21 protein-coding genes and 1 tRNA gene are annotated in these 19,168 nt (G+C 65.5%); 11 read left to right on the forward strand and 11 right to left on the reverse strand.

The features are described from left to right. Window positions 1-14 precede the first annotated feature (14 nt). The 3 genes from tkt to FXB41_RS00500 are packed head-to-tail and all read right to left on the reverse strand — an operon-like array spanning window position 15 to window position 3,978. Window positions 15-2,036, reverse strand: coding sequence for a transketolase (gene tkt / locus FXB41_RS00490; protein ID WP_007594840.1), 2,022 nt, complete (start codon window positions 2,034-2,036; stop codon window positions 15-17). Window positions 2,037-2,052: 16 nt separating this feature from the next. Then, complete coding sequence (locus tag FXB41_RS00495) at window positions 2,053-2,928, reverse strand: phosphoribulokinase (RefSeq protein WP_007594842.1); 876 nt, start codon at window positions 2,926-2,928, stop codon at window positions 2,053-2,055. Window positions 2,929-2,940: 12 nt separating this feature from the next. Further along, the gene (locus FXB41_RS00500; RefSeq protein ID WP_219678635.1) at window positions 2,941-3,978 is read right to left on the reverse strand and encodes a class 1 fructose-bisphosphatase; all 1,038 of its coding nucleotides are present in this window, start codon (window positions 3,976-3,978) and stop codon (window positions 2,941-2,943) included. A 121-nt stretch (window positions 3,979-4,099) separates the two neighbouring features. On the opposite strand from FXB41_RS00500, the gene FXB41_RS00505 reads away from it, so the two are divergent. Continuing rightward, entirely contained in the window at window positions 4,100-5,065 is a 966-nt protein-coding gene (locus FXB41_RS00505; RefSeq protein ID WP_219678637.1) for a LysR family transcriptional regulator, read from the forward strand. 257 nt (window positions 5,066-5,322) lie between these two features. On the opposite strand, the gene FXB41_RS00510 is transcribed toward FXB41_RS00505, so the two are convergent. From FXB41_RS00510 to FXB41_RS00535, 6 genes are all read right to left on the reverse strand, one after another. Next, the gene (locus FXB41_RS00510) at window positions 5,323-5,532 is read right to left on the reverse strand and encodes a hypothetical protein (protein WP_007594851.1); all 210 of its coding nucleotides are present in this window, start codon (window positions 5,530-5,532) and stop codon (window positions 5,323-5,325) included. A 138-nt stretch (window positions 5,533-5,670) separates the two neighbouring features. Then, the gene (locus tag FXB41_RS00515) at window positions 5,671-6,090 is read right to left on the reverse strand and encodes a DUF4118 domain-containing protein (protein WP_219678640.1); all 420 of its coding nucleotides are present in this window, start codon (window positions 6,088-6,090) and stop codon (window positions 5,671-5,673) included. A 139-nt stretch (window positions 6,091-6,229) separates the two neighbouring features. Continuing rightward, window positions 6,230-7,423 (reverse strand): MFS transporter, encoded by a 1,194-nt coding sequence (locus FXB41_RS00520; RefSeq protein WP_219678641.1) that lies wholly within the window; start codon window positions 7,421-7,423, stop codon window positions 6,230-6,232. Window positions 7,424-7,476: 53 nt separating this feature from the next. Further along, complete coding sequence (locus FXB41_RS00525; RefSeq protein WP_246648485.1) at window positions 7,477-8,031, reverse strand: TetR/AcrR family transcriptional regulator; 555 nt, start codon at window positions 8,029-8,031, stop codon at window positions 7,477-7,479. 477 nt (window positions 8,032-8,508) lie between these two features. After that, window positions 8,509-9,468 carry an N-carbamoyl-D-amino-acid hydrolase gene (locus tag FXB41_RS00530; RefSeq protein WP_219678645.1) on the reverse strand — a complete coding sequence of 320 codons (960 nt, stop codon included), beginning with the start codon at window positions 9,466-9,468 and terminating at the stop codon, window positions 8,509-8,511. 191 nt (window positions 9,469-9,659) lie between these two features. After that, window positions 9,660-10,073, reverse strand: coding sequence for a hypothetical protein (locus FXB41_RS00535; RefSeq protein WP_219678647.1), 414 nt, complete (start codon window positions 10,071-10,073; stop codon window positions 9,660-9,662). 258 nt (window positions 10,074-10,331) lie between these two features. On the opposite strand from FXB41_RS00535, the gene FXB41_RS00540 reads away from it, so the two are divergent. The 3 genes from FXB41_RS00540 (at window position 10,332) to FXB41_RS00550 (ending at window position 11,440) form a co-directional block, all read left to right on the forward strand. After that, on the forward strand, window positions 10,332-10,511 hold the full coding sequence (locus tag FXB41_RS00540) for a hypothetical protein (protein WP_371261319.1): 180 nt from the start codon (window positions 10,332-10,334) through the stop codon (window positions 10,509-10,511). A gap of 156 nt (window positions 10,512-10,667) precedes the next feature. Then, the gene (locus tag FXB41_RS00545) at window positions 10,668-10,892 is read left to right on the forward strand and encodes a hypothetical protein (protein ID WP_007594875.1); all 225 of its coding nucleotides are present in this window, start codon (window positions 10,668-10,670) and stop codon (window positions 10,890-10,892) included. Window positions 10,893-11,113: 221 nt separating this feature from the next. Continuing rightward, the gene (locus tag FXB41_RS00550; protein ID WP_219678648.1) at window positions 11,114-11,440 is read left to right on the forward strand and encodes a hypothetical protein; all 327 of its coding nucleotides are present in this window, start codon (window positions 11,114-11,116) and stop codon (window positions 11,438-11,440) included. A 200-nt stretch (window positions 11,441-11,640) separates the two neighbouring features. Here the strand turns inward: FXB41_RS00550 and FXB41_RS00555 are convergent. After that, window positions 11,641-11,717, reverse strand: a tRNA-Pro gene (locus tag FXB41_RS00555). Between the two features lie 68 nt (window positions 11,718-11,785). On the opposite strand from FXB41_RS00555, the gene FXB41_RS00560 reads away from it, so the two are divergent. From FXB41_RS00560 to FXB41_RS00585, 6 genes are all read left to right on the forward strand, one after another. After that, on the forward strand, window positions 11,786-12,775 hold the full coding sequence (locus FXB41_RS00560) for an L-threonylcarbamoyladenylate synthase (protein WP_219678649.1): 990 nt from the start codon (window positions 11,786-11,788) through the stop codon (window positions 12,773-12,775). Between the two features lie 22 nt (window positions 12,776-12,797). Then, window positions 12,798-14,225 (forward strand): FAD-binding oxidoreductase, encoded by a 1,428-nt coding sequence (locus FXB41_RS00565; protein ID WP_007594880.1) that lies wholly within the window; start codon window positions 12,798-12,800, stop codon window positions 14,223-14,225. After that, entirely contained in the window at window positions 14,222-14,665 is a 444-nt protein-coding gene (locus FXB41_RS00570; protein ID WP_007594881.1) for a GNAT family acetyltransferase, read from the forward strand. The genes FXB41_RS00565 and FXB41_RS00570 overlap by 4 nt, the downstream gene beginning before the upstream one ends. A gap of 9 nt (window positions 14,666-14,674) precedes the next feature. Beyond that, window positions 14,675-15,256 (forward strand): NUDIX hydrolase, encoded by a 582-nt coding sequence (locus FXB41_RS00575; RefSeq protein ID WP_007594883.1) that lies wholly within the window; start codon window positions 14,675-14,677, stop codon window positions 15,254-15,256. A gap of 281 nt (window positions 15,257-15,537) precedes the next feature. Beyond that, the gene (locus FXB41_RS00580; protein WP_007594885.1) at window positions 15,538-16,467 is read left to right on the forward strand and encodes a hypothetical protein; all 930 of its coding nucleotides are present in this window, start codon (window positions 15,538-15,540) and stop codon (window positions 16,465-16,467) included. Between the two features lie 35 nt (window positions 16,468-16,502). Then, window positions 16,503-17,696 (forward strand): CaiB/BaiF CoA transferase family protein, encoded by a 1,194-nt coding sequence (locus FXB41_RS00585; RefSeq protein WP_219678651.1) that lies wholly within the window; start codon window positions 16,503-16,505, stop codon window positions 17,694-17,696. A gap of 125 nt (window positions 17,697-17,821) precedes the next feature. Here the strand turns inward: FXB41_RS00585 and FXB41_RS00590 are convergent, their stop codons facing one another. Beyond that, a complete protein-coding gene (locus tag FXB41_RS00590; protein ID WP_219678655.1) occupies window positions 17,822-18,586 on the reverse strand; it encodes an SOS response-associated peptidase in 765 nt (254 codons plus the stop codon). A gap of 63 nt (window positions 18,587-18,649) precedes the next feature. Between FXB41_RS00590 and FXB41_RS00595 the strand changes: the two genes are divergently transcribed. After that, complete coding sequence (locus FXB41_RS00595) at window positions 18,650-19,150, forward strand: hypothetical protein (protein WP_219678657.1); 501 nt, start codon at window positions 18,650-18,652, stop codon at window positions 19,148-19,150. The last annotated feature ends 18 nt before the right edge of the window (window positions 19,151-19,168 follow it).

The following is a 19,168-nucleotide window of genomic DNA, read 5'->3' on the forward strand; positions in this document are numbered from 1 at the left end:
GACAATTCCTCCTGTTATTGCTTGCCTGTGCGGGCCATCGCCCGCCGGGCGGCTTCCGCAACGCTTTGTGGCGTGATGCCGAATTCGCGGTAGAGCACCGGGGCCGGCGCTGAAGCACCGAAGCCGCGCATGCCGACGAATTCGCCCTCGGTGCCGATCCAGCGATGCCAATCGCCGGCGACTGCCGCCTCGATGCCCACCCGGGGCACAGTGCCGAGCACGGCAGCGCGGTAGTCCTCCGGCTGCTCCTCGAACAACGCGAAGCAGGGTGCGGAGACCACGGCCGCGCGGATATGCTCGGTGGCAAGCAGGCGAGCCGCTTCCAGCGCAGTCGAGACTTCCGAACCTGTTGCAATGAGCGTCACGTCTCGGCCGCCGTCCGGCGAAACAATCAGATAGGCGCCGCGTGCGACGCGGTTTCTGCCGCGGACATCGCTGCGGAAGGTCGGCAGGGCCTGACGGGACAGGCACAGCACGGAGGGACGATTTTCAGCTTGGAGCGCGCAGTCCCAGGCTTCCAGCGTCTCAACCGCGTCGGCCGGCCGGAACACAAGCAGGTTCGGAATGACGCGAAGCGCTGCGAGATGCTCGACTGGTTGATGCGTGGGGCCGTCCTCACCGAGACCAATGGAGTCATGGGTCATCACATGAATGACGCGGATCCGCATCAACGCCGCAAGGCGGATCGCCGGCCGGCTGTAATCAGAGAAGGCGAGGAAGGTGCCGCCATAGGGAATGAAGCCGCCGTGCAGCGCGAGGCCGTTCATCGCGGCCGCCATGCCGTGCTCGCGGATGCCATAATGGATGTAATCGCCGGCGAACGCGTCGCGCTTGACCGGGGTCTGCGCCTTGGCATGCGTCAGGTTCGAATGCGTGAGGTCCGCCGAGCCGCCGACAAATCCGGGAATCGTCCCTGCGATGCCGTCGAGCACCTGTTGCGACGCCTGCCGCGTCGCAAGCTTCGGACGCTCGGTGGCAAAGCGTTCGCGCAATTTCGCCGAGGCTTGGGCATAGGCGTTCGGCAGGGCAACCGTCTTGCCCTCGACAAACAGATCGCGCTGCTCGGGCGTCGCGCATTCATAGCGATCGAGCCAGGCGAGACGCGCGACCTGCCCGCGCTGCCCGATCATCCGCCATGCTTTCAGGATCGGGATTGGCACCACGAAGGGCTGATAGTCCCAGCCGAGCGCTCGCCGCGCCGCTGCCGCCTGCTCGGTGCCGAGCGGCGCGCCATGCGCCTTCTCGGTGCCCTGACGATCCGGCGCGCCATAGCCGATGATGGTGCGGCAGGCGATCAATGACGGTCTTGTGCTCTCACGCTCCTCGGCGATCGCCTGCGCAACTGCTTCGGGATCGTGCCCGTCGACACGGCGAACCGACCAGCCGGAGGCAGCGAAGCGCGCGAGCTGGTCGTCGGAGGTCGCGAGCGAGGTCGGGCCGTCGATCGAGATGCCATTGTCGTCGAACAGCACGATCAGGCGGCCCAGCCCGAGATGGCCGGCGAGCGAGATCGCTTCCTGGCTGATGCCTTCCATCAGGCAGCCGTCGCCGGCGATCACATACGTAAAGTGGTCGACGAGGCCATCGCCATGCCGCGCATTGGCCATGCGCTCGGCGAGGGCCATGCCCACCGCGGTCGCAATCCCCTGCCCCAGCGGACCGGTCGTCGTCTCGACGCCCGGCGTGTGGCCATATTCCGGATGCCCCGGCGTCTTCGAGCCCCATTGCCGAAAGGCCTTGATGTCATCGAGGCTGAGGTCGCCGCCGGTGAGATGGAGCAATGCATAGAGCAGCATCGAGCCATGGCCCGCCGACAGCACGAAGCGGTCGCGGTCCGGCCAATTGGGGTGAGCCGAGTCGAATTTCAGGAAGCGCGAGAACAGCACGGTCGCGACATCGGCCATGCCCATGGGCAGGCCGGGATGGCCGGACTGCGAGGTCTCGATGGCATCGACCGCGAGAAAGCGGACGGCATTGGCGAGATCGCTGTGCGCAACCGCCGTGAGGTCGGCGTCAGCGTGGACGGAGATGTTCATCGGATACTCTCCTTGTTCACTTCAGGTTTCGCTTGCGCTCGATCAGCTGCATGATCAGCGGCGTCAGGATGAGCTGCATGGCGAGATCGAGCTTCGCGCCGGGGCAGACGATCGAATTGGCGCGGGACATCCAGCTTTGCGGCAGCATCGAGAGCAGATAGGGGAAGTCGATGCCGCGCGGGTTCTTGAAGCGGATCACGACCATCGATTCGTCCGGCGTCGGGATCCAGCGCGCGATGAATGGATTGGAGGTGTCCACCGTGGGCACGCGCTGGAAGTTGATGTCGGTTTCGGAAAATTGCGGGCAGATGTAGTGGATGTAGTCGGGCATCCGCCGCAGAACGGTGTCGGTGACGGCCTCGGTCGAATAGCCTCGCGCACTGCGGTCGCGATGCAGCTTCTGGATCCATTCGAGATTGATGACGGGCACGACGCCGATCTTGAGGTCGGCATAGCGCGCGACGTTGACCTTGTCGGTGACGACCGCGCCATGCAGGCCTTCGTAGAACAGCAGATCGGAGCTCTCCGGCAGTCGTTTCCATTCGGTGAAGGTGCCGGGTGCGGCACCATGCAGCGCGGATTCCTCGGCATCGTGGACGTAGTGCCGCGTCATCGCTGTGCCGCTCTCGCCATAGTCGCGGAACGCCCGCTCCAGCTCCTCGAACAGGTTGGTCTCGGGGCTGAAATGGCTGAAATGCCTGTTGCCGCGATCGGCCTCCTTCGCCATCTGCGTGCGCATTTCCGCGCGATCGTAGCGATGGAAGGCGTCGCCTTCGATGTAGGCGGCGTTGACCTTCTCGCGGAAGAATATCTGCTCAAAGGTCTTCTTGACCGACGTGGTGCCGGCGCCGGAAGAGCCGGTGATGGAGATGATCGGATACTTCCTGGACATAGGATGCCTCGCTCACAGCCGGAAGAAGCCGCGCCGCGCGAACAGCGGTGCGGAGACGCTGGCGACCAGCAAGGGATCGCAATGCAGCTCCTCGACGCGCTGCACCTCGTTGCTCGAGCCCATGATCAGCGGCACGCGCTGGTGCAGGCTCTGCGCCGAGAGTTCGAGGATGCGCTCGCGCCCGGTCGAAGCCGAGCCGCCGGCCTGCTCGATGATGTAAGCCATCGGGTGCGCCTCGTAGACGAGGCGCAGGCGGCCGTCGCCATAACCGGGCCGTGCATCGGAGGGATAGAGGAACACGCCACCGCGGGTGAGGATGCGATAGGCCTCGGCAACCAGCGAGCCGACCCAGCGCATGTTGAAATTGTGATTGGCCTGCCCTTCCACACCGGCGAGGCATTCGTCGACGAAGGCGCGCACCGGCTGTTCCCAATGCCGGCGGTTCGAGGCGTTGATCGCGAACTCCTCGCACGTCTCGGAGATCTGCACGGCGCTGCGGGCGAGACGGAAGCAACCGGACCTGCGGTCAAGCGTGAAGATGTCGACACCCTCGCCAAGCGTCAGCACCAGCGAGGTCTGCGGACCATAGGTGACGAACCCCGCCGCGAGCTGCGCCGAGCCGCGCTGATGGAAGGCGAGCGTGAGATCATCGGGCGCGGGCAGGATCGAGAAGATCGTGCCCACGGTCATGTTGATGTCGATGTTGGAGGAGCCGTCGAGCGGATCGATCGCGACGCAGATCTTCGCCGCGCGGTCGCCGATCTGAGGTTCGCGCATCTCCTCTGATGCCAGTGCCGCGATCGGCAGCTTGCCGAGGCAGCGGCGCAGGATCGCGTCGGCCTGCACGTCGAGATCGCGCTGGACGTCACCGTCGCTATTACGGCCGGTGGTCAGGCCCGATGCGTCCGCAAGGTCTCCCGTCGCGATGAGATCGGCGATCTCGATCGCGGCTGCCGCGATGGCGTCGACCGCGGCCGCCACGGCCAGCGCATGCGGCGCCGTCTCGGAATACCGCTGAAGGTGGTCGTCCAGCCTGAGTTGCCCGGTCATCTGCGTCCATCCCCTTGCTGGTGCCGTATCCAGTTCCCTCCCCGCTGGAGGTCCGGTGCGGTCAGTGCCAACAACGATGAGATTGACAGGGGCGGCTTAATAAGGAAAATTTCTATTCATAATGAGTGCCAAAGAATTATCTTATAATGCCTCAGCACAGCTCCGGCATCTGACGATCCGGCAGCTTCGCTCGCTCGCGGCGCTCGCGGCCAAGGGCAGCGTCACGGCCGCATCGACCCAACTCGGCCTGACGCAGCCGGCCGTGACCCAGCAACTGCGCCAGCTTCAGGATCTCGCCGGACTGCCGCTGCTGCAGCGGACCGGCGACGGCATGCTGCTGACGGAGGCGGGCAAGGAGGTGCTTACCCTCGCCGAGCGGGTCGAAGCCGCAATCGCCGACTGCCAGGGCGCGCTCGACCTGCTTGCGGGGCGAACCGGCGGCACGGTGCATCTCGGCGCTGTCTCGACTGCAAAATATTTCGTGCCGCACGCGATCGCGGCATTCTCGAAGCGGTATCCGAAGATCGAGCTCAAGCTCACGGTCGGCAATCGCGAGGAGATCCGCGAGGCCATGCACGGCTACGATCTCGATTTCGCGGTGATGGGTCGGCCACCGGCCGATGTCAGCGTCGACGTCCGTCAGCTCGGGCGCAATCCGCACATCATCGTCGCGCGCAAGGGGCACTGGCTGGAGAAGGATTCCGGCCTCAACCTCACCGACCTCGTGCACGAGACCTTTCTCACCCGCGAGCCCGGCTCGGGCACGCGGACACTGATGGAAGGCATGTTCCAGAGGTCGGATCTCGAGCCGATCATCGGCATGGAGATGAGCAGCAACGAGACCATAAAGCAGGCTGTCATCGCCGGGCTCGGCATCGCCTTCATCTCGGCCCACACCGTGGCGCACGAGCTCACCGAGGGCCGGCTGATCGTGCTCGACGTCGCGGGCCTGCCGATCGTGCGGCAATGGTACGTGATCCGCCGCAGCGACAAGGTGCTGTTGCCACCGGCGCAGGCGATGTTCGATTTCTTGGGATCGGAGGGGTCGAACTATCTGCCCGAATTGCCCGAACTCGGCGCGCGATAGCCCGTCGAATTTCAGCCCATCAGCTTCATCGCGACCGTGGCCGCGAGAATGACGATGATCTGGAGCAGGCGCTCGGTCGTGAAGATGCGGTTAAAGGTGGTCATCGCTTGCCCCGGCCGAATTGGGATGTCTCGGTCGGGACGTTGCTAGCACAGGCGGGCGTCGAGAGAACTCCGTAATCGCCCCGTGGTCTCCGTAAGCGACCCGACGACCGGCCCCTCGGCGGGCCTGCCCAAGGCCGCGCCGATGGTTAACGATCAGGCCGCACGCGTCGCGGCGTAGTCCATCCGCGCGGCAAAATAGGCTTCCAACTCCAGCAGCGCCCGCGCTTCCCAATCCTTCGCCTGCTCGAGCAGCGACCAGCTCTGGCCCGGACGGAATGCAGCGGTCTGGCGATAGAGCGACGCGATACCGCGGTAGCGGCGCACGTTCTCCAAGATGGCGTGACCGGTGATTTGGCCGTTCATGTCCGAAAACTCCCTCGTCATTCCCGGGGGAGAAATTGCGGCCAAATCTTTTTCGAAAAGTTAGCGCCGCACAGCAAGCGTGCGAATGGTTTCCGGACTGTTGCCTGCGCGCAACGTGCGCGACCGCGCAAGGCCGATCTATTGCGAATTCGTTGCCGCGCTCTCGCTCCGCGGCTTCAACCCGCCGCGGCTGATGATCGCCATCGTCGCACGGCAGAGATCGGCAAGGCCGATCACCAGCACGGCGAGCAGGCAGAACAGCTTGATGGAATCGGCATGCGCGCTGGTCAGCGAATTGAACTCGAAGAAGGGCGGCATGAACGCCCACCACACCAGCGGAATTGTAACCACCGCGGCGAACGCCGCCGCCGGTGCGCCCGCGACAATGCCGAGCACGAACAGGCTGGGTAGGAACGCCGCGAAATAAAGTTTTGCGCCGAGCGCAACACAGACGCCCTGGAGCGCAGCCGACATCGCGACAACGACGAATCCAAGCAGAAACGCCTGCCACGACCATGGTCGTACCCGCGGTACGCCAACCAGCCCCGCACGCCTCATCAGCCTCCCCCTGCCGCCCGTTAACCAGGCTCGCTTGCGACCAAAGTACTACAGCGGCAGGGAAACTGCGAGGTGGAAATTGCCGGCCGGACGGCCTTGGTAAACGGGCCGAATCGCGCAATCTGGACCACCGCGGCCGCTACTCGGTGGCCGCATAGATCAGCCCTGCGACGGGCAACGCGAGGCCAATGGCCGATGCGAGCGTCCAGCCGCCTTGCGCAAACGCCCAGGCGCCGACCGCCGAGCCCGCCGCGCCCGCCGTGAAGAACGTCGCCATGTAGAGGCCGTTGAGGCGGCTGCGGTGCTCATGCCCCAGCGCGAAGATCGCGCGGAAGCCGAGCACGACGTTGCCCTGCACGCCGATGTCGATCGCGATCGCGGCCACGACCAGGCAGGCGAGGTTCAGCACCGATCCGGCCGCGCCGACATGCGTGATCAGGAAGCCCACGGCCGCGAGCAGCAGCGCGACCAGTGTTGCCATGCGGCTGTGGCCGCGATCGGCAAGCCGCCCCGCGATCGGCGCCGCGAACACGCCGGCGACACCGGCGAGCGCGAACAGCGCGATGCCGCTCTGGGTGAAGCCGAACTCGCTCGCGAGCAGCAGCGGCGTCACGGTCCAGAACAGGCTGAAGGCGCCGAACAGGCTGGCCTGGTACAGCGCGCGGCGGCGCAGCAGCGGCGTGGTCCGCGCCAGATGCGGCATCGACAGCAGCAACTCGCCGTAATGCATCCGCGCGACCGGCTTACGCTTCGGCAGCGTCATCCAGAGCACGGCTGCGAGCACGATCATCAGCGCGGCCGAAGAGAAGAACACCGCGTGCCACGACAGCATCGCCGTGACGAAACTCGACACCGGCCGCGCCAGCATGATGCCGAGCATCAGGCCGGTCGAGACGTTGCCGACGACGCGGCCGCGAATGGCTGCCGGCGCCAGATGCGCCGCATAGGGAATGATGATCTGCACCGCGACCGAGCCGAGCCCGATGAACAGCGCGGCGATCAGGAAAGGCAGCGCGTGGGACGCGAACCCCGCGGCGAGCAGGGCTGCCGCGCCGAGCGTGATGACGGAGCAGATCAGGGTACGGTTCTCGACGAGGTCGCCGAGCGGCACGATGAAGAGAAGCCCCACGCCGTAGCCGATCTGCGTCATGGTGACGATCAGCCCCGCCGCTTCATGCGACAGGCCGAGCGCGGCGCTGATCGGGGCGATCAGCGGCTGGGCGTAATAGATGTTGGCGGCGACCATGCCACAGGCCGCGGCAAGCACGAAGGTCAGGAGCTGCGGCACCGCATCCGGATCCTGCGCGGTCTCGATCGTGGCATTCATCGTCATTCACACAGTCTCCTAACTATAGGAAACACTTGTTCCCTAATATGACAAAAAATTCAGGCGAGCAGCTTCATCGCGACAGCGACCAGGCGCTTGCCGTCGAGCGACAAGCGCGCCTTGCCGACGACGCGCAGACCCTGCGTGATGCAGATCATCAGCCGGGCGGTGTCGTCGGCGGCCACATGGCGGGGTATAGAGCCGTCGGCCTGCCCCTCGCGAATGAGGCCGGCGATGAAGCCTTCGTTGGTCTCGAGCCGCGCGCTGACGAGGGCGGCGACCACCGGATCGACCGCGGACAATTCGACGGCGCTGCCGACCACGAGGCAGCCGCGCCGCCCCTCGCTGCCCTGGGAATGCGCTACATACGACAGCAGCATGTTGCGCAGCCGCTCGCGGCCATTGGCGCCTTTCGCCGCCGCGCTACGCGTCTGCTCCTGGCGCAGCGCCACGTAGCGCTCGAAGGCGGCGAGAAACACCGCATGCTTGTCGCGAAACGCCTTGTAGACGCTGCCGGTCGCCAGCCGCATCGCCGTGGTGAGATCGCCGATCGAGGTGGCATGGTAGCCGCGCTCGGAAAACACGCGGACGGCCCTGTCGAGCGCGGTGTCCATGTCGAACTCCCGGGGACGGCCGGGCGGACGGGCAATCGGCTGGGATTTGCGGGCGGTCTTTTGCATTACGGGATAATAGGGAATGATTGTTTCCGAATAAAGACACTTGGTTGTGATGAGATCACGGATCAAACTGATGGCTCAGGCGTCGTCCTGGCGAAGGCCAGGACCCATTATCCAGGGAGGGGTTTGGCGGACATTCGTTCGGTGGGATTGATACCGCGTCAAATCGCTTGACCTCGCGGTATGGGTCCTGGCCTTCGCCAGGACGACATTTGAGATTGTTGCGCCTGACTGCCGCGACATGGCCAATTCCGAGCGAAGCACGGGATAGCATCGCCTCTAAGCGGCGGCGGACTGACAGGGGGCGACACAGGAAGTCCCGTAGCCCGGATGGAGCGCAAGCGTAATCCGGGAAGGTGCGAACGCCGCGCGAGCGGCCCCGGGTATCGCTACGCTCACCCGGGCTACAGGAGATCACCCCGTCGTTCGCACCGGCGTTCCATCCGCCATCATGGTCACGCCCTTCCGTTCGACAATCATCCCGTACGCCTGCGGCTGACGGTGAACGTCGAAATTGAAGGTGGTGCGCTTGTAGGAGTTGCAGAGATCGAGATCGCAGCGGGCGAGCGCGATCTCGTCGCTCTTGGTCGTGCATCGCGCGATGATCTCGCCGGAGGGCGCGATGACGCAGCTTCCGCCGATGTGGTCGACGCCTTCCTCGACACCCGCTTTGGCCACGCCGACCACGAAGGTGCCGTTCTGGTAGGCGCCGGCCTGCATCACCAGATGATTGTGAAACAGCGAAAGATCGTCATGCTCGGGTGCGGGCGGATTGTGCACCGGCGTGTTGTAGCCGATCATCACCATCTCGACGCCCTGCAGGCCCATCACCCGATAGGTCTCGCTCCAGCGGCGGTCATTGCAGATCGCCATCCCCATCACGCCGCCAAAGGCCTCGGTCACGCCAAAACCATCGCCGGGCTCGAAATAGCGTTTTTCCAGATGCTGGAATTCGCGCCAGGGCTCGTGCTCGGCATGCCCGGGCAAATGGACCTTGCGATATCTGGCGACGATGGCGCCGCTCTTCTCGACCAGGATCGAGGTGTTGTAGCGCCTGACCATGCCCGCCTCGACCGTCAGCTCGGCATAGCCAAGGTAAAACCCGATGCCGATCTCGCGCGCGAGATCGAACAGACCTCTCGTCTCCGGCCCCGGCATCTCCCGCTCGAAGAAGCTGTCGATCTCGGCCTGGTCCTCGAAATACCAGCGCGGAAAGAACGTGGTCAGCGCGAGTTCGGGATAGACGATCAGGTCGCAACCGTTGGCGTGCGCCTGGCGCATCAAGGCCATCAGGCGCGCCACGACCGCGGTTCTGGTCTCGGTCCGCGCCACAGGGCCAAGCTGGCCGGCCGCAACAGTTACAAATCTCGCCACGAATCTTTCCCTCGTCCGCTTCCCGGGTCAGGTCGCGGCAGAGCCTATCGCGCGATGCGCCGCGCGCACAGCCTCGCTGTCCGGCACGGTGCCCAACCGAGAGGCAGCCCGACCGTTCCGCGGGAAGCGCCGAGGATGAATTGGGATTGATCGCATCCACGTCGCGCGCAAACACCCTCATAGGGCGCCACTCACCATTCTGCGGCGACGGGCTCGTTGAAGAACTGACTGCGCGCCACCATGCGCGACGGCTGGCGGCGCCGATGCCGCTCCGCGACGCGCTTGTTCGGAGAGGCCGCCTTGGCCTGCCTGGGCTCCGCGGCGGGCTGCGCCGCCATGGCAAATGCCTGGCGCGTACCGTCCGGCGCGACTGGCGCCGCCGCGTCTGACGTTGACGCCACAGTTTTGGTCAACGGAATCTGTCGCACGTTGGTGTCGAAGACGATCTTCTCCGGCCAGGTCTGTGCAGAATGAATTCGGGCGATCGAGAGGTCCGGTCCGGTTTCGGCGGCGGCGCTTACGGGGCCGGCGAGGTAGTAGTCAGCGAGGTACAGGAGGGCGAGCAGAGCGCCGCCGGTGAAGACGAAATAGCGGATGAGCGGCATGGGTCCCTCGATCGCCTCGTTGTCGAGGCCCCTGCAGCAACGGGAAAAAGTGGCAATCGTTCCGGTGCGCCGTCGAGCAATCGCGCGAGACGCTCAGCCGCCCACTGGCATTCCGCTTGCTGCACGGCAGTCAAATCCCTCAGACCCGCAGTGGGTCTGTCTCATCGTGAGGCGATCATGCACCCGACGTCCCGTTTCGAAGCGACCATGCCGACACAGCTTCACGCATTGATCTCCGACCTGCGCTGGCGCCTGCGAATGATCGACGCCGACATTCTGGAGGAAGAGCGGAAGGCTGGAATCTGCGATCCCCAGAACGTCGCCTACCCCATGCTCGCGCACAACCTGCGGGCTCGGCGCGAGAATATCCGGGTGAGCGTCGCCATTCTCGAAAGCCGGCTTGAAAAGCAATCGACCGAGTGGCCGCGCGCGGCCTGATGCGGCGACGGGCCGAGCTCCAGACGCACGCTAACACGAAGGAACTCCCGTTGCCGATCTGCAACGGTTCCCGTCCGTCTGAAGCCGGACAAAAGAAACTCCCATTGCGGCCACGAACCCCTCTCACAACGCCGTGAGACGAGCAGGGGAACGACGATGCGTGCGCAACGAGTCTGGGTGGTGAACGGGGCTGCCAGCGTCGAGCAGTTGCAGACCAGATTGGACGATCTGAACAAGCGGCTCGGTCAACTCGAGACCCAGCACCCCGAGAGCTGGAAAGTCGAAGAGCTCAGATCGAGCGCCCTCAGCCTGTCGCGCGAAATCGACGATATCCGCTGCGCCGAGGCGACGGCCGCACTGAGCGAGCTGCTGCGGAAATAGCCGCGGTTCGCGATTCGCCCGTCGCGCAAGGAACCAACGCCGCCTCCCCGCCATTGCCATGCCGAGCATGGAGCAAGATCATGACCAGGCACCTGACGCGGGCCGATCTCGTGCGCGGCGTGGCCGGCGCGGTATCCACGCTGGTCCTGTGCGCGACGATGGCCTTCACCATCGCGCGCCACTTCGCGCTGTAGAGCATTTGGCGCTGTGAGGTATTTGCGATGACGTCCGACCCCGAGGAATCGGTCAGGCTGCAAGGCTACGGCGAGATGACGTTGCGCACAGCCGTCGCGACGCTGATGGCGCTCGCACCAGGCGAACGATCCGACGCAGCGATCTTCCGCGTCCGCGATGGCGTGCGGCTCGCATCGAGCGAGGTCGCAGAGCTAGCGTCGGAATGGGGCATCACGCCAACGCCGGAGATCAGGTCTCCGAACCTCGTCCCGGAGCAACATTGGACACACGTCGTTCGCGGCATGGTGCGCGAGGCGCCGCTGCCGGCGCTGATGGTGGCGTTCATGATCGGCGTGCTGGTGGCGCGGCGGTAGTCCTCTGACCTAGCTTACAACGCCGAGTCATTGATATCGGCAAATGCCGAGCCATGCCGCTCACACAAGCCGCCCTGCCCGGCCAAATGGGCCGTGGACCCGCCCCGAAAATCGTTGCAAGAAGGCGCTCCCGGGCGCCGGCGGCCGGTCCGCCAAGCCATTGGGAACGAGCCTTAGGAAAACGTCGACTTTTGGAAGAATGGTCGGAGTGGCAGGATTCGAACCTGCGACCCCTGCGTCCCGAACGCAGTGCTCTACCGGGCTGAGCCACACTCCGACAAGAGGCCGGCTTATAGCGTCGGGTTTGGCGCACCGCAAGCGGCCGAGCTGAGGAATCTTATCCCTGTGAAAACGGGTCTTGAAACGCTGATTTTACCGGCCGGCGAGGCTGGCGCGGAGGCTGCCGCCCGGACATTGGCCGCCGGCGGGCTGGTCGCGTTCCCGACCGAAACGGTCTACGGGCTCGGGGCGGATGCCGGAAATGCCGGCGCGATCGCCCATCTTTACGCCGCCAAGGGGCGGCCGGCCTTCAATCCGCTGATCGCGCATGTCGCCGACCTCGCGGCCGCGCGCAGGATCGGGCGATTCGACGCCTGCGCCTCGCGCCTTGCGGAGGCGTTCTGGCCGGGGCCGCTGACGCTGGTGGTGCCGAAGACGGAAAACTGCCCGGTGGCCGAGCTTGCCACTGCGGGCCTCGACACGGTCGCGATCCGCATTCCGGCCCATCCGGTGGCGCAGGCGATCCTGCGCGCCTTTGGCGGGGCTGTGGTGGCGCCGTCTGCCAATCTCTCCGGCCACGTCTCGCCGACGCTGGCAGCTCATGTCGAGGGCGACCTTGCGGGCCGGATCGACCTGATCGTCGACGGCGGGCCGGTTACGGTCGGCGTCGAATCGACCATCGTCGGCTGCTTTGCCGAGCCGATGCTGCTGCGGCCCGGCGGCCTGTCACGCGAGCGGATCGAGGCCGTGCTCGGCGCACCGCTGGCGCGACTGCCGGCGGAGGCCGACAGCGACGACAGCCAGCCGCTGGCGCCGGGCATGCTGGCCTCGCATTACGCGCCGCGCGCCCATGTGCGGCTCAATGCGCAGGACGTCGCGCCGGGCGAAGCGCTGCTGGCGTTCGGCCCCGCGCGCCTGCCTGGCCTGGAGGCCGCTGCCGCGGTCATGAATTTGTCGCCCAGCGGTGATCTCGATGAAGCCGCCGCCAATCTGTTCGGCTATCTTCGCGCCCTCGATGAGAGGCGCCCGCGGGCGATCGCGGTGATGACGATCCCCGAGGAGGATCTAGGCGAAGCGATCAACGACCGGCTGCGCCGGGCGGCCGTGGCGAGATAAGAGCGAAGCAAGAGACAAGACAATGAACATTAATCATTCCGCCACCCCTCCGCTTGCGCCCGAGCTGATCGAACAATTCCGCAAGATCGTCGGCGAGAGGCACGCCATCACCGATGCGGCCGACATCGAGGCCTATGTCACCGAGGAGCGCAATCTGTTCCACGGCCGCTCGCCGCTGGTGCTGCGCCCAGGCTCGACCGCGGAGGTCGCCGCGATCTGCAAGCTCGCTTCGGAGCACAAGATCGCGCTGGTGCCGCAGGGCGGCAACACCGGGCTCGTCGGCGGCCAGACCCCGCACAATGGCGAGGTGGTGGTGTCGCTGCGGCGGCTCGACAAGATCCGCGAGATCGACACCGCCTCCAACACCATGACCTGCGAGGCCGGCGTGGTGCTGCAGATCGCGCAGCAGAAGGCCGCGGACGTGGACCGGCTGTTTCCGCTTTCGCTGGGCGCGGAAGGGAGCTGCACCATCGGCGGCAATCTCTCGACCAATGCCGGCGGCACGGCCGCGCTCGCCTATGGCGTCGCGCGCGAGATGGCGCTGGGGCTCGAGGTGGTGCTGGCGGACGGGCGCGTGCTCGGCGTGCTCTCGAAGCTGAAGAAGGACAACACCGGCTACAATCTGCACAACCTCTTCATTGGCGCCGAAGGCACGCTCGGCATCATCACCGCGGCGACGCTAAAACTGTTTCCGAAGCCGCGGTCGATCGAGACCGCCTTCGTCGGGCTGAAGTCGCCGGACGCCGCGCTGAAACTGCTGGCGATCGCGCAAAGCGAGGCCGCCAATGCGCTGACGAGTTTCGAGCTGCTGTCGGAGATGGCAGTCGATTTCTCGATCCGCCACGGCATCGACGTGCGCGATCCGCTGGCGCAAAAGCATGCCTGGTACGTTCTGATGGAATTGTCGTCCCCCGGCGATGACGCCCGCACGCCGCTGGAAACGATCCTCGGCCGCGCCATGGAGGACGAGATCGTCGACGACGCGGTGATCGCGGCCAACCTCACCCAGCGCGCCGGCTTCTGGAAGCTGCGCGACGAGATGTCGTCGGCGCAGAAGCCGGAGGGCGGCTCGATCAAGCACGATATCTCGGTGCCGGTGGCCACCGTGCCCGCCTTCATCGCCGAGGCCAATGAAGCCGTGGTGAAGCTGATCCCCGGCGCGCGGCCGGTGCCGTTCGGCCATCTCGGCGACGGCAATCTGCACTACAATGTCAGCCAGCCCATCGGCGCCAACACCGCGGACTATCTGGCGCGCTGGCACCAGATGAACGCGGTCGTGTTCGCCATCGTGCTGCGCATGGGCGGCTCGATCTCGGCGGAGCACGGTATCGGCGTGCTCAAGCGCGACGAGCTTCCCGATGTGAAGGACAAGACTGCAATCGAGCTGATGCGGTCCATCAAGGCGATGCTCGATCCGCTTGGAATCATGAACCCGGGAAAAGTGCTGTGAGTGCGCTCACGATCGATGCGATCACCGAGGCCGATGTCGAGCCCGTGGTCACGCTGTGGCAGCGCTGCGGCCTGACGCGGCCGTGGAACGATCCGCATGCGGACATCGCGCTGGCGCGGCGGCGCGACAATTCCACCATCCTGCTCGGCCGCGACGGCGGCGCCATCGTCGCCACCGTGATGGTCGGCCATGACGGCCATCGCGGCTGGGTCTATTACGTCGCGGTCGATCCGGATAGCCAGAAACGTGGTTACGGCCGCGTCATCATGGCGGCGGCCGAGGACTGGCTGCGCGCGGCCGGCATCGCAAAGCTCCAGCTCCTGGTCCGGCGCGGCAATGAGCAGGCCAATGCGTTCTACCAGTCGCTGGGTTTCGAGGAATCGACCTCGGTGATGTTTCAGAAGTGGCTCGACGGCCGCACCACAACGCCAAGCAATTGAGATCGAGCCATGACGATTTCCGACCGCGTCCGCATCAAGGACGTCCGCGTGCTCTCGGACGGCTGGACCACGCTGAAGAACACCACGTTCGAGTACCGGCGCGCCAATGGCGAATGGCAGACCCAGCACCGCGAGACCTATGAGCGCGACAACGCCGCCGCCGTGCTGCCGTATAATCTGGCACGCCGTACGGTGATCCTGGTGAAGCAATTCCGCCTGCCGGCCTTCATCCGCGGTTACGACGATCTCCTGATCGAAGCCGCCGCCGGCGTGCTGGACGATGCCTCGCCCGAGGTACGCATCCGCGCCGAAGCGGAGGAAGAAACCGGCTATCGCCTGCACCACGTCCACAAGGTGTTCGAAGCGTTCATGAGTCCCGGCGCCATCACCGAGAAGCTGCATTTCTTTGTCGCCGAGTACGAGCCGGAGATGCGGGTCAGCGATGGTGGCGGCCTTGAACACGAAGGCGAGGACATCGAGGTGCTGGAGCTTGGCATCGACGAGGCGCTGGCGATGATCGCGGACGGGCGCATCATCGACGCCAAGGCGATCATGCTGCTGCAGCATGTGGCGCTGCATGTGTTTCGGTAGGTTGTCTTCCTTCCTTCTCCCCTTGCGGGAGAAGGTGGCGCGAAGCGCCGGATGAGGGGTTTCTCTCCGCGCGCGAATCTCATGCAGTTGAGCACGCGGACGGAGACCCCTCACCCGTCTCGCCGCTTCGCGGCGAGCCACCCTCTCCCGCAAGGGGAGAGGGGAAAAAGCGGGACTCGCTGTATCAGCGCTGCAATTCTGACCTGCATCGCACTGCCCCCCGTTGAGCTCTCCCCCGACTATCTCTAGTCTGTCGCCAACAAGAACCAGGAGACGCGCCCATGTCCGCTTCGCGCGACGACGAATTTGGCTTTGCGCCCGACTATGACGCCCCCGTCCCCTATATGCAGCGCACGCGGGACTATTACGCCGCGATTGGCTACACCACGGCGTATCGCTGGGCCCATTACACCGAGGCGCCGTTCCAGCCGCTGAAGAAGCCGCTGTCGCAATCACGCGTCACTATCATCACGACGGCCGCGCCGTACGACCCCACCAAGGGCGACCAGGGCCCGGGCGCGGCGTATAATGGCGGCGCGAAATTCTACCAGGTCTATGACGGCGACACGGCGAAGCAGCACGACCTTCGCATCTCGCATATCGGCTACGACCGCAAGCACACCACGGCCACCGACAACGGCACCTGGTTTCCGCTGCCGCAGCTTTTGAAGGCGAGCGCTGCGGAGCGCATCGGCGAGGTGGCCCCGCGCTTCTTCGGGGCGCCGACCAACCGCAGCCATCGCGTCACCCTCGACACCGACGCGCCGGAAATTCTGGCGCGCTGCCTTGCCGACAAGGTCGATGTCGCGGTGCTGGTTCCGAACTGTCCCGTCTGCCATCAGACCACGGCGCTGGTGGCGCGGCATCTCGAGGCCAACGGCATTCCGACCGTGATCATGGGCTGCGCCAAGGACATCATCGAGCACGCCGCCGTGCCGCGTTTCCTGTTCTCGGATTTTCCGCTCGGCAATTCCGCCGGCAAGCCGCACGACATCGTCTCGCAGGCGCAGACGCTCGAGCTGGCGCTGAAACTGCTGGAGACCGCGAGCGGCCCGCAGACCACCATGCAGTCGCCGCTGCGCTGGAGCGAGGACGCCTCCTGGAAGCTCGACTACAACAACGTCGCGCAGCTCTCAGCCGAAGAGCTGGCGCGCCGCCGCGCCGAATTCGACAAGCAGAAGGAGATCGCGCGCGGCAATCGCGCCGCCTGACGTCCTCCGACAACCACAACAAAAGGGAGAGCGACGTGACGCGACCGTTCGAGGGCGTGAAGATCCTGGACTTCACGCAAGTGCTGGCAGGCCCCTATGCGAGCTACCAGCTCGCGCTCCTGGGCGCCGACGTCATCAAGGTCGAGCGGCGCGAGGGCGAGGACATGCGCCGCACGCCGCTCTCGCGCGAATGGGCCGAGCGCGGGCTCGCCCCGGCGTTCCAGGCCATCAACGGCAACAAGCGCAGCCTGACGCTCGATCTGCAAAAGCCCGACGCGATCGCGATCGTGAAGAAGCTCGCCGCGCAGGTCGACGTCGTCATGGAGAATTTCCGCCCCGGCGTGATGGACAAGCTCGGCATCGGCTATGAGGCGCTGTCCGCGATCAATCCGAAGCTGATCTACTGCGCGGTATCAGGCTTCGGCCAGACCGGTCCGGATCGGCTGCGCCCCGGCTATGACGGCAAGATGCAGGCGCTGTCCGGCATCATGGCGATCACGGGACATCCGGAAACCGGCCCGACGCGTGCGGGCTTTGCCGTGTGCGACGTGCTGTCGGGCGCGACCGCTGCGTTCGGCGTGTCGAGCGCGCTGTACCAGCGAGATCGCACCGGCAAGGGCCAACTCATCGACGTCTCCATGCTGGAGGCAACGATGGCGTTTCTGTCGGGGCAGATCGCGGACTTCTCGGTCGCGGGCCATCGCCAGCAGCTGTCGGGCAATCAGGCCGTCAGCCGCAGGACCACGGCGAATTTGTTTAGATGCGGCGACGGTCACATCCTGCTCGCCGTCAACAACGAGAAGCAATATCGCGCGCTGATGTCTGCGCTCGGCCGCGAGGATACGCTGTCCGATCCGCGCTTCGCCGACTGGTTCGCGCGCAACGAGAACGAGCCGGCACTACGTGCCATCATCGAAGCGGCGCTCGCGGCCAGGCCGGCGCGCGAGTGGGAAACCATTCTGGAAGACGCCGGCGCGCCCTGCGCCAGCATCTGGAAAGTCGAGGAGGTGATCGACCATCCGCAGATCAAGGCGCGTGGCGCGATCCAGGAGCTGGACACGCCCTATGGGCGGCTTCGTTTCGCCGGCAGCGGCTTCAAGCTCGCGCATGGCGGCGGCAGGCTCGATCGCATGGCGCCGGAGCTGGGTGCGGATACGGATGCGGTGCTGGACGAATTGGGGTTCGATGCCGCGGAGATCGCGGCGTTGAGAACGAAAGAGATTGTGTAGGGCTGCCGCAAACTCCGCTGCCGTAGGGTGGGCAAAGGCGCAACGCGCCGTGCCCACCACCTATCCGCTTCTTCGGTGCGCAATGGTGGGCACGCTTCGCTTTGCCCATCCTACGGCGCCAGTGTTCAGAACAACGACCCCTGCCCGTCATCCGCCGAGCCGACCGCGGCCTTCCGCACCGTCCGCTTCGGTTTCGCGGCCTCTACCTCCGCCTCCATCTCCTCCGCGCTGATCGGAAGGAGCAACTGGTCGTCGTCATTGGCGACGCGGTTGACGCGGGTGGAGACCGGATGCCAGGCGAATTCGCCGATTTGCGGCGCGGTCATCAGCGGCAACACGGCATCGACGTCATCGCTGCGGCTGTCGAGCCAGCGCTCGAAATCGCGCGGGCTGATGGTGACGGGCACGCGGTCATGCAGCGTGGCGAGATCCTCGCCCGCCGCCGCCGTGACGATCGCGACCGTGTCGAGCTCCTCGCCGTTCGGCCCGACCCAGGTCTCGAACAATGCGGCAAAGCCGAGCGGCGCGCCGTCGACGCGATGGATGAAGAAGGGCTGCTTGCGGCCACCCTCCGCCTTCCATTCGTAATAGCCGTCGGCCGGAATCAGGCCGCGGCGCCGGCGGATCGCGCGTTTGAAGGCGGGCTTCTCCAGCACCGTCTCGGAACGGGCATTGATCAGGAGCGTAAATCCGCGGGGATCCTTGACCCAGCCCGGCAACAGGCCCCAGCGCATCAGGCGAAAATGGCGCGCGCCGTTCTCGGCCAGCACGACCGGAATCGGTTGCGTCGGGGCCACGTTGAACCGGGGCGGGAAGTTCGGCTGCTCAATGTAGCCGAATAGTTGCCGCAAAGCCGCGGGGGCCGAAGTTATGACGAAGCGTCCACACATCCTTGAGGGCCTATATAGGGTCCGTTCAGGTCCTTTTAACCCCGAACGTTAACACTGCGGCAGATGAGCTCAACGGTCTCCCAGCCGGCGCGAATGCATGGACAGACGGCGCCCGAGGCCGTGGCCTGGGCCGAGCGGCTGCGCGTGGCCAACATCAACCCGCGGACCGGGCTTGCCACCGACTATCTCAACCATTTCAATGAAGCCGTGATGCTGCTGGAAATGGTGCCGGACATGCCGGAATGCGCGGAAGATTTTCTGACCTGGTCGCCGCTGTCCTATGCCGAGCATTTCACCGCATCGAATTTCAAGGCCCGGGATCTGGCGATCGAGGCCTATGAGAAGGCTGATCCGAACGTGCGCGCCCAGTTTGACCACCTCACGGACACCATGACCTCGATCCTGTCGGCGGTCGGTTCGGCCATGCGCGAGGTCGAGAAGGACACGACCCGCGTGCGCCTCGCCGAGCAGGCCGCCCAGTGGGTCAGGCCGCTGATCGCGGCCTGCGGCGGCATCATCAATGGCGGCGCTGAAGCCGACGTCGACAATATCATGGCGAACTGAGCTCGAGCAGGTGAAGTC

This window comes from Bradyrhizobium canariense, from assembly GCF_019402665.1.
In the GTDB taxonomy this organism is placed as follows: Bacteria; Pseudomonadota; Alphaproteobacteria; order Rhizobiales; family Xanthobacteraceae; genus Bradyrhizobium; species Bradyrhizobium canariense.

Excerpts from the sequence above, each read along its gene's own strand:
- tkt (WP_007594840.1), bottom strand. The coding sequence starts at position 2,036 with ATGAACATCTCCGTCCACGCTGACGCCGACCTCACGGCGGTTGCGCAC.
- FXB41_RS00495 (WP_007594842.1), bottom strand. The coding sequence starts at position 2,928 with ATGTCCAGGAAGTATCCGATCATCTCCATCACCGGCTCTTCCGGCGCC.
- FXB41_RS00500 (WP_219678635.1), bottom strand. The coding sequence starts at position 3,978 with ATGACCGGGCAACTCAGGCTGGACGACCACCTTCAGCGGTATTCCGAG.
- FXB41_RS00505 (WP_219678637.1), top strand. The coding sequence starts at position 4,100 with ATGAGTGCCAAAGAATTATCTTATAATGCCTCAGCACAGCTCCGGCAT.
- FXB41_RS00510 (WP_007594851.1), bottom strand. The coding sequence starts at position 5,532 with ATGAACGGCCAAATCACCGGTCACGCCATCTTGGAGAACGTGCGCCGC.
- FXB41_RS00515 (WP_219678640.1), bottom strand. The coding sequence starts at position 6,090 with ATGAGGCGTGCGGGGCTGGTTGGCGTACCGCGGGTACGACCATGGTCG.
- FXB41_RS00520 (WP_219678641.1), bottom strand. The coding sequence starts at position 7,423 with ATGACGATGAATGCCACGATCGAGACCGCGCAGGATCCGGATGCGGTG.
- FXB41_RS00525 (WP_246648485.1), bottom strand. The coding sequence starts at position 8,031 with ATGGACACCGCGCTCGACAGGGCCGTCCGCGTGTTTTCCGAGCGCGGC.
- FXB41_RS00535 (WP_219678647.1), bottom strand. The coding sequence starts at position 10,073 with ATGCCGCTCATCCGCTATTTCGTCTTCACCGGCGGCGCTCTGCTCGCC.
- FXB41_RS00540 (WP_371261319.1), top strand. The coding sequence starts at position 10,332 with ATGATCGACGCCGACATTCTGGAGGAAGAGCGGAAGGCTGGAATCTGC.
- FXB41_RS00545 (WP_007594875.1), top strand. The coding sequence starts at position 10,668 with ATGCGTGCGCAACGAGTCTGGGTGGTGAACGGGGCTGCCAGCGTCGAG.
- FXB41_RS00550 (WP_219678648.1), top strand. The coding sequence starts at position 11,114 with ATGACGTCCGACCCCGAGGAATCGGTCAGGCTGCAAGGCTACGGCGAG.
- FXB41_RS00565 (WP_007594880.1), top strand. The coding sequence starts at position 12,798 with ATGAACATTAATCATTCCGCCACCCCTCCGCTTGCGCCCGAGCTGATC.
- FXB41_RS00575 (WP_007594883.1), top strand. The coding sequence starts at position 14,675 with ATGACGATTTCCGACCGCGTCCGCATCAAGGACGTCCGCGTGCTCTCG.
- FXB41_RS00580 (WP_007594885.1), top strand. The coding sequence starts at position 15,538 with ATGTCCGCTTCGCGCGACGACGAATTTGGCTTTGCGCCCGACTATGAC.
- FXB41_RS00590 (WP_219678655.1), bottom strand. The coding sequence starts at position 18,586 with ATGTGTGGACGCTTCGTCATAACTTCGGCCCCCGCGGCTTTGCGGCAA.
- FXB41_RS00595 (WP_219678657.1), top strand. The coding sequence starts at position 18,650 with ATGAGCTCAACGGTCTCCCAGCCGGCGCGAATGCATGGACAGACGGCG.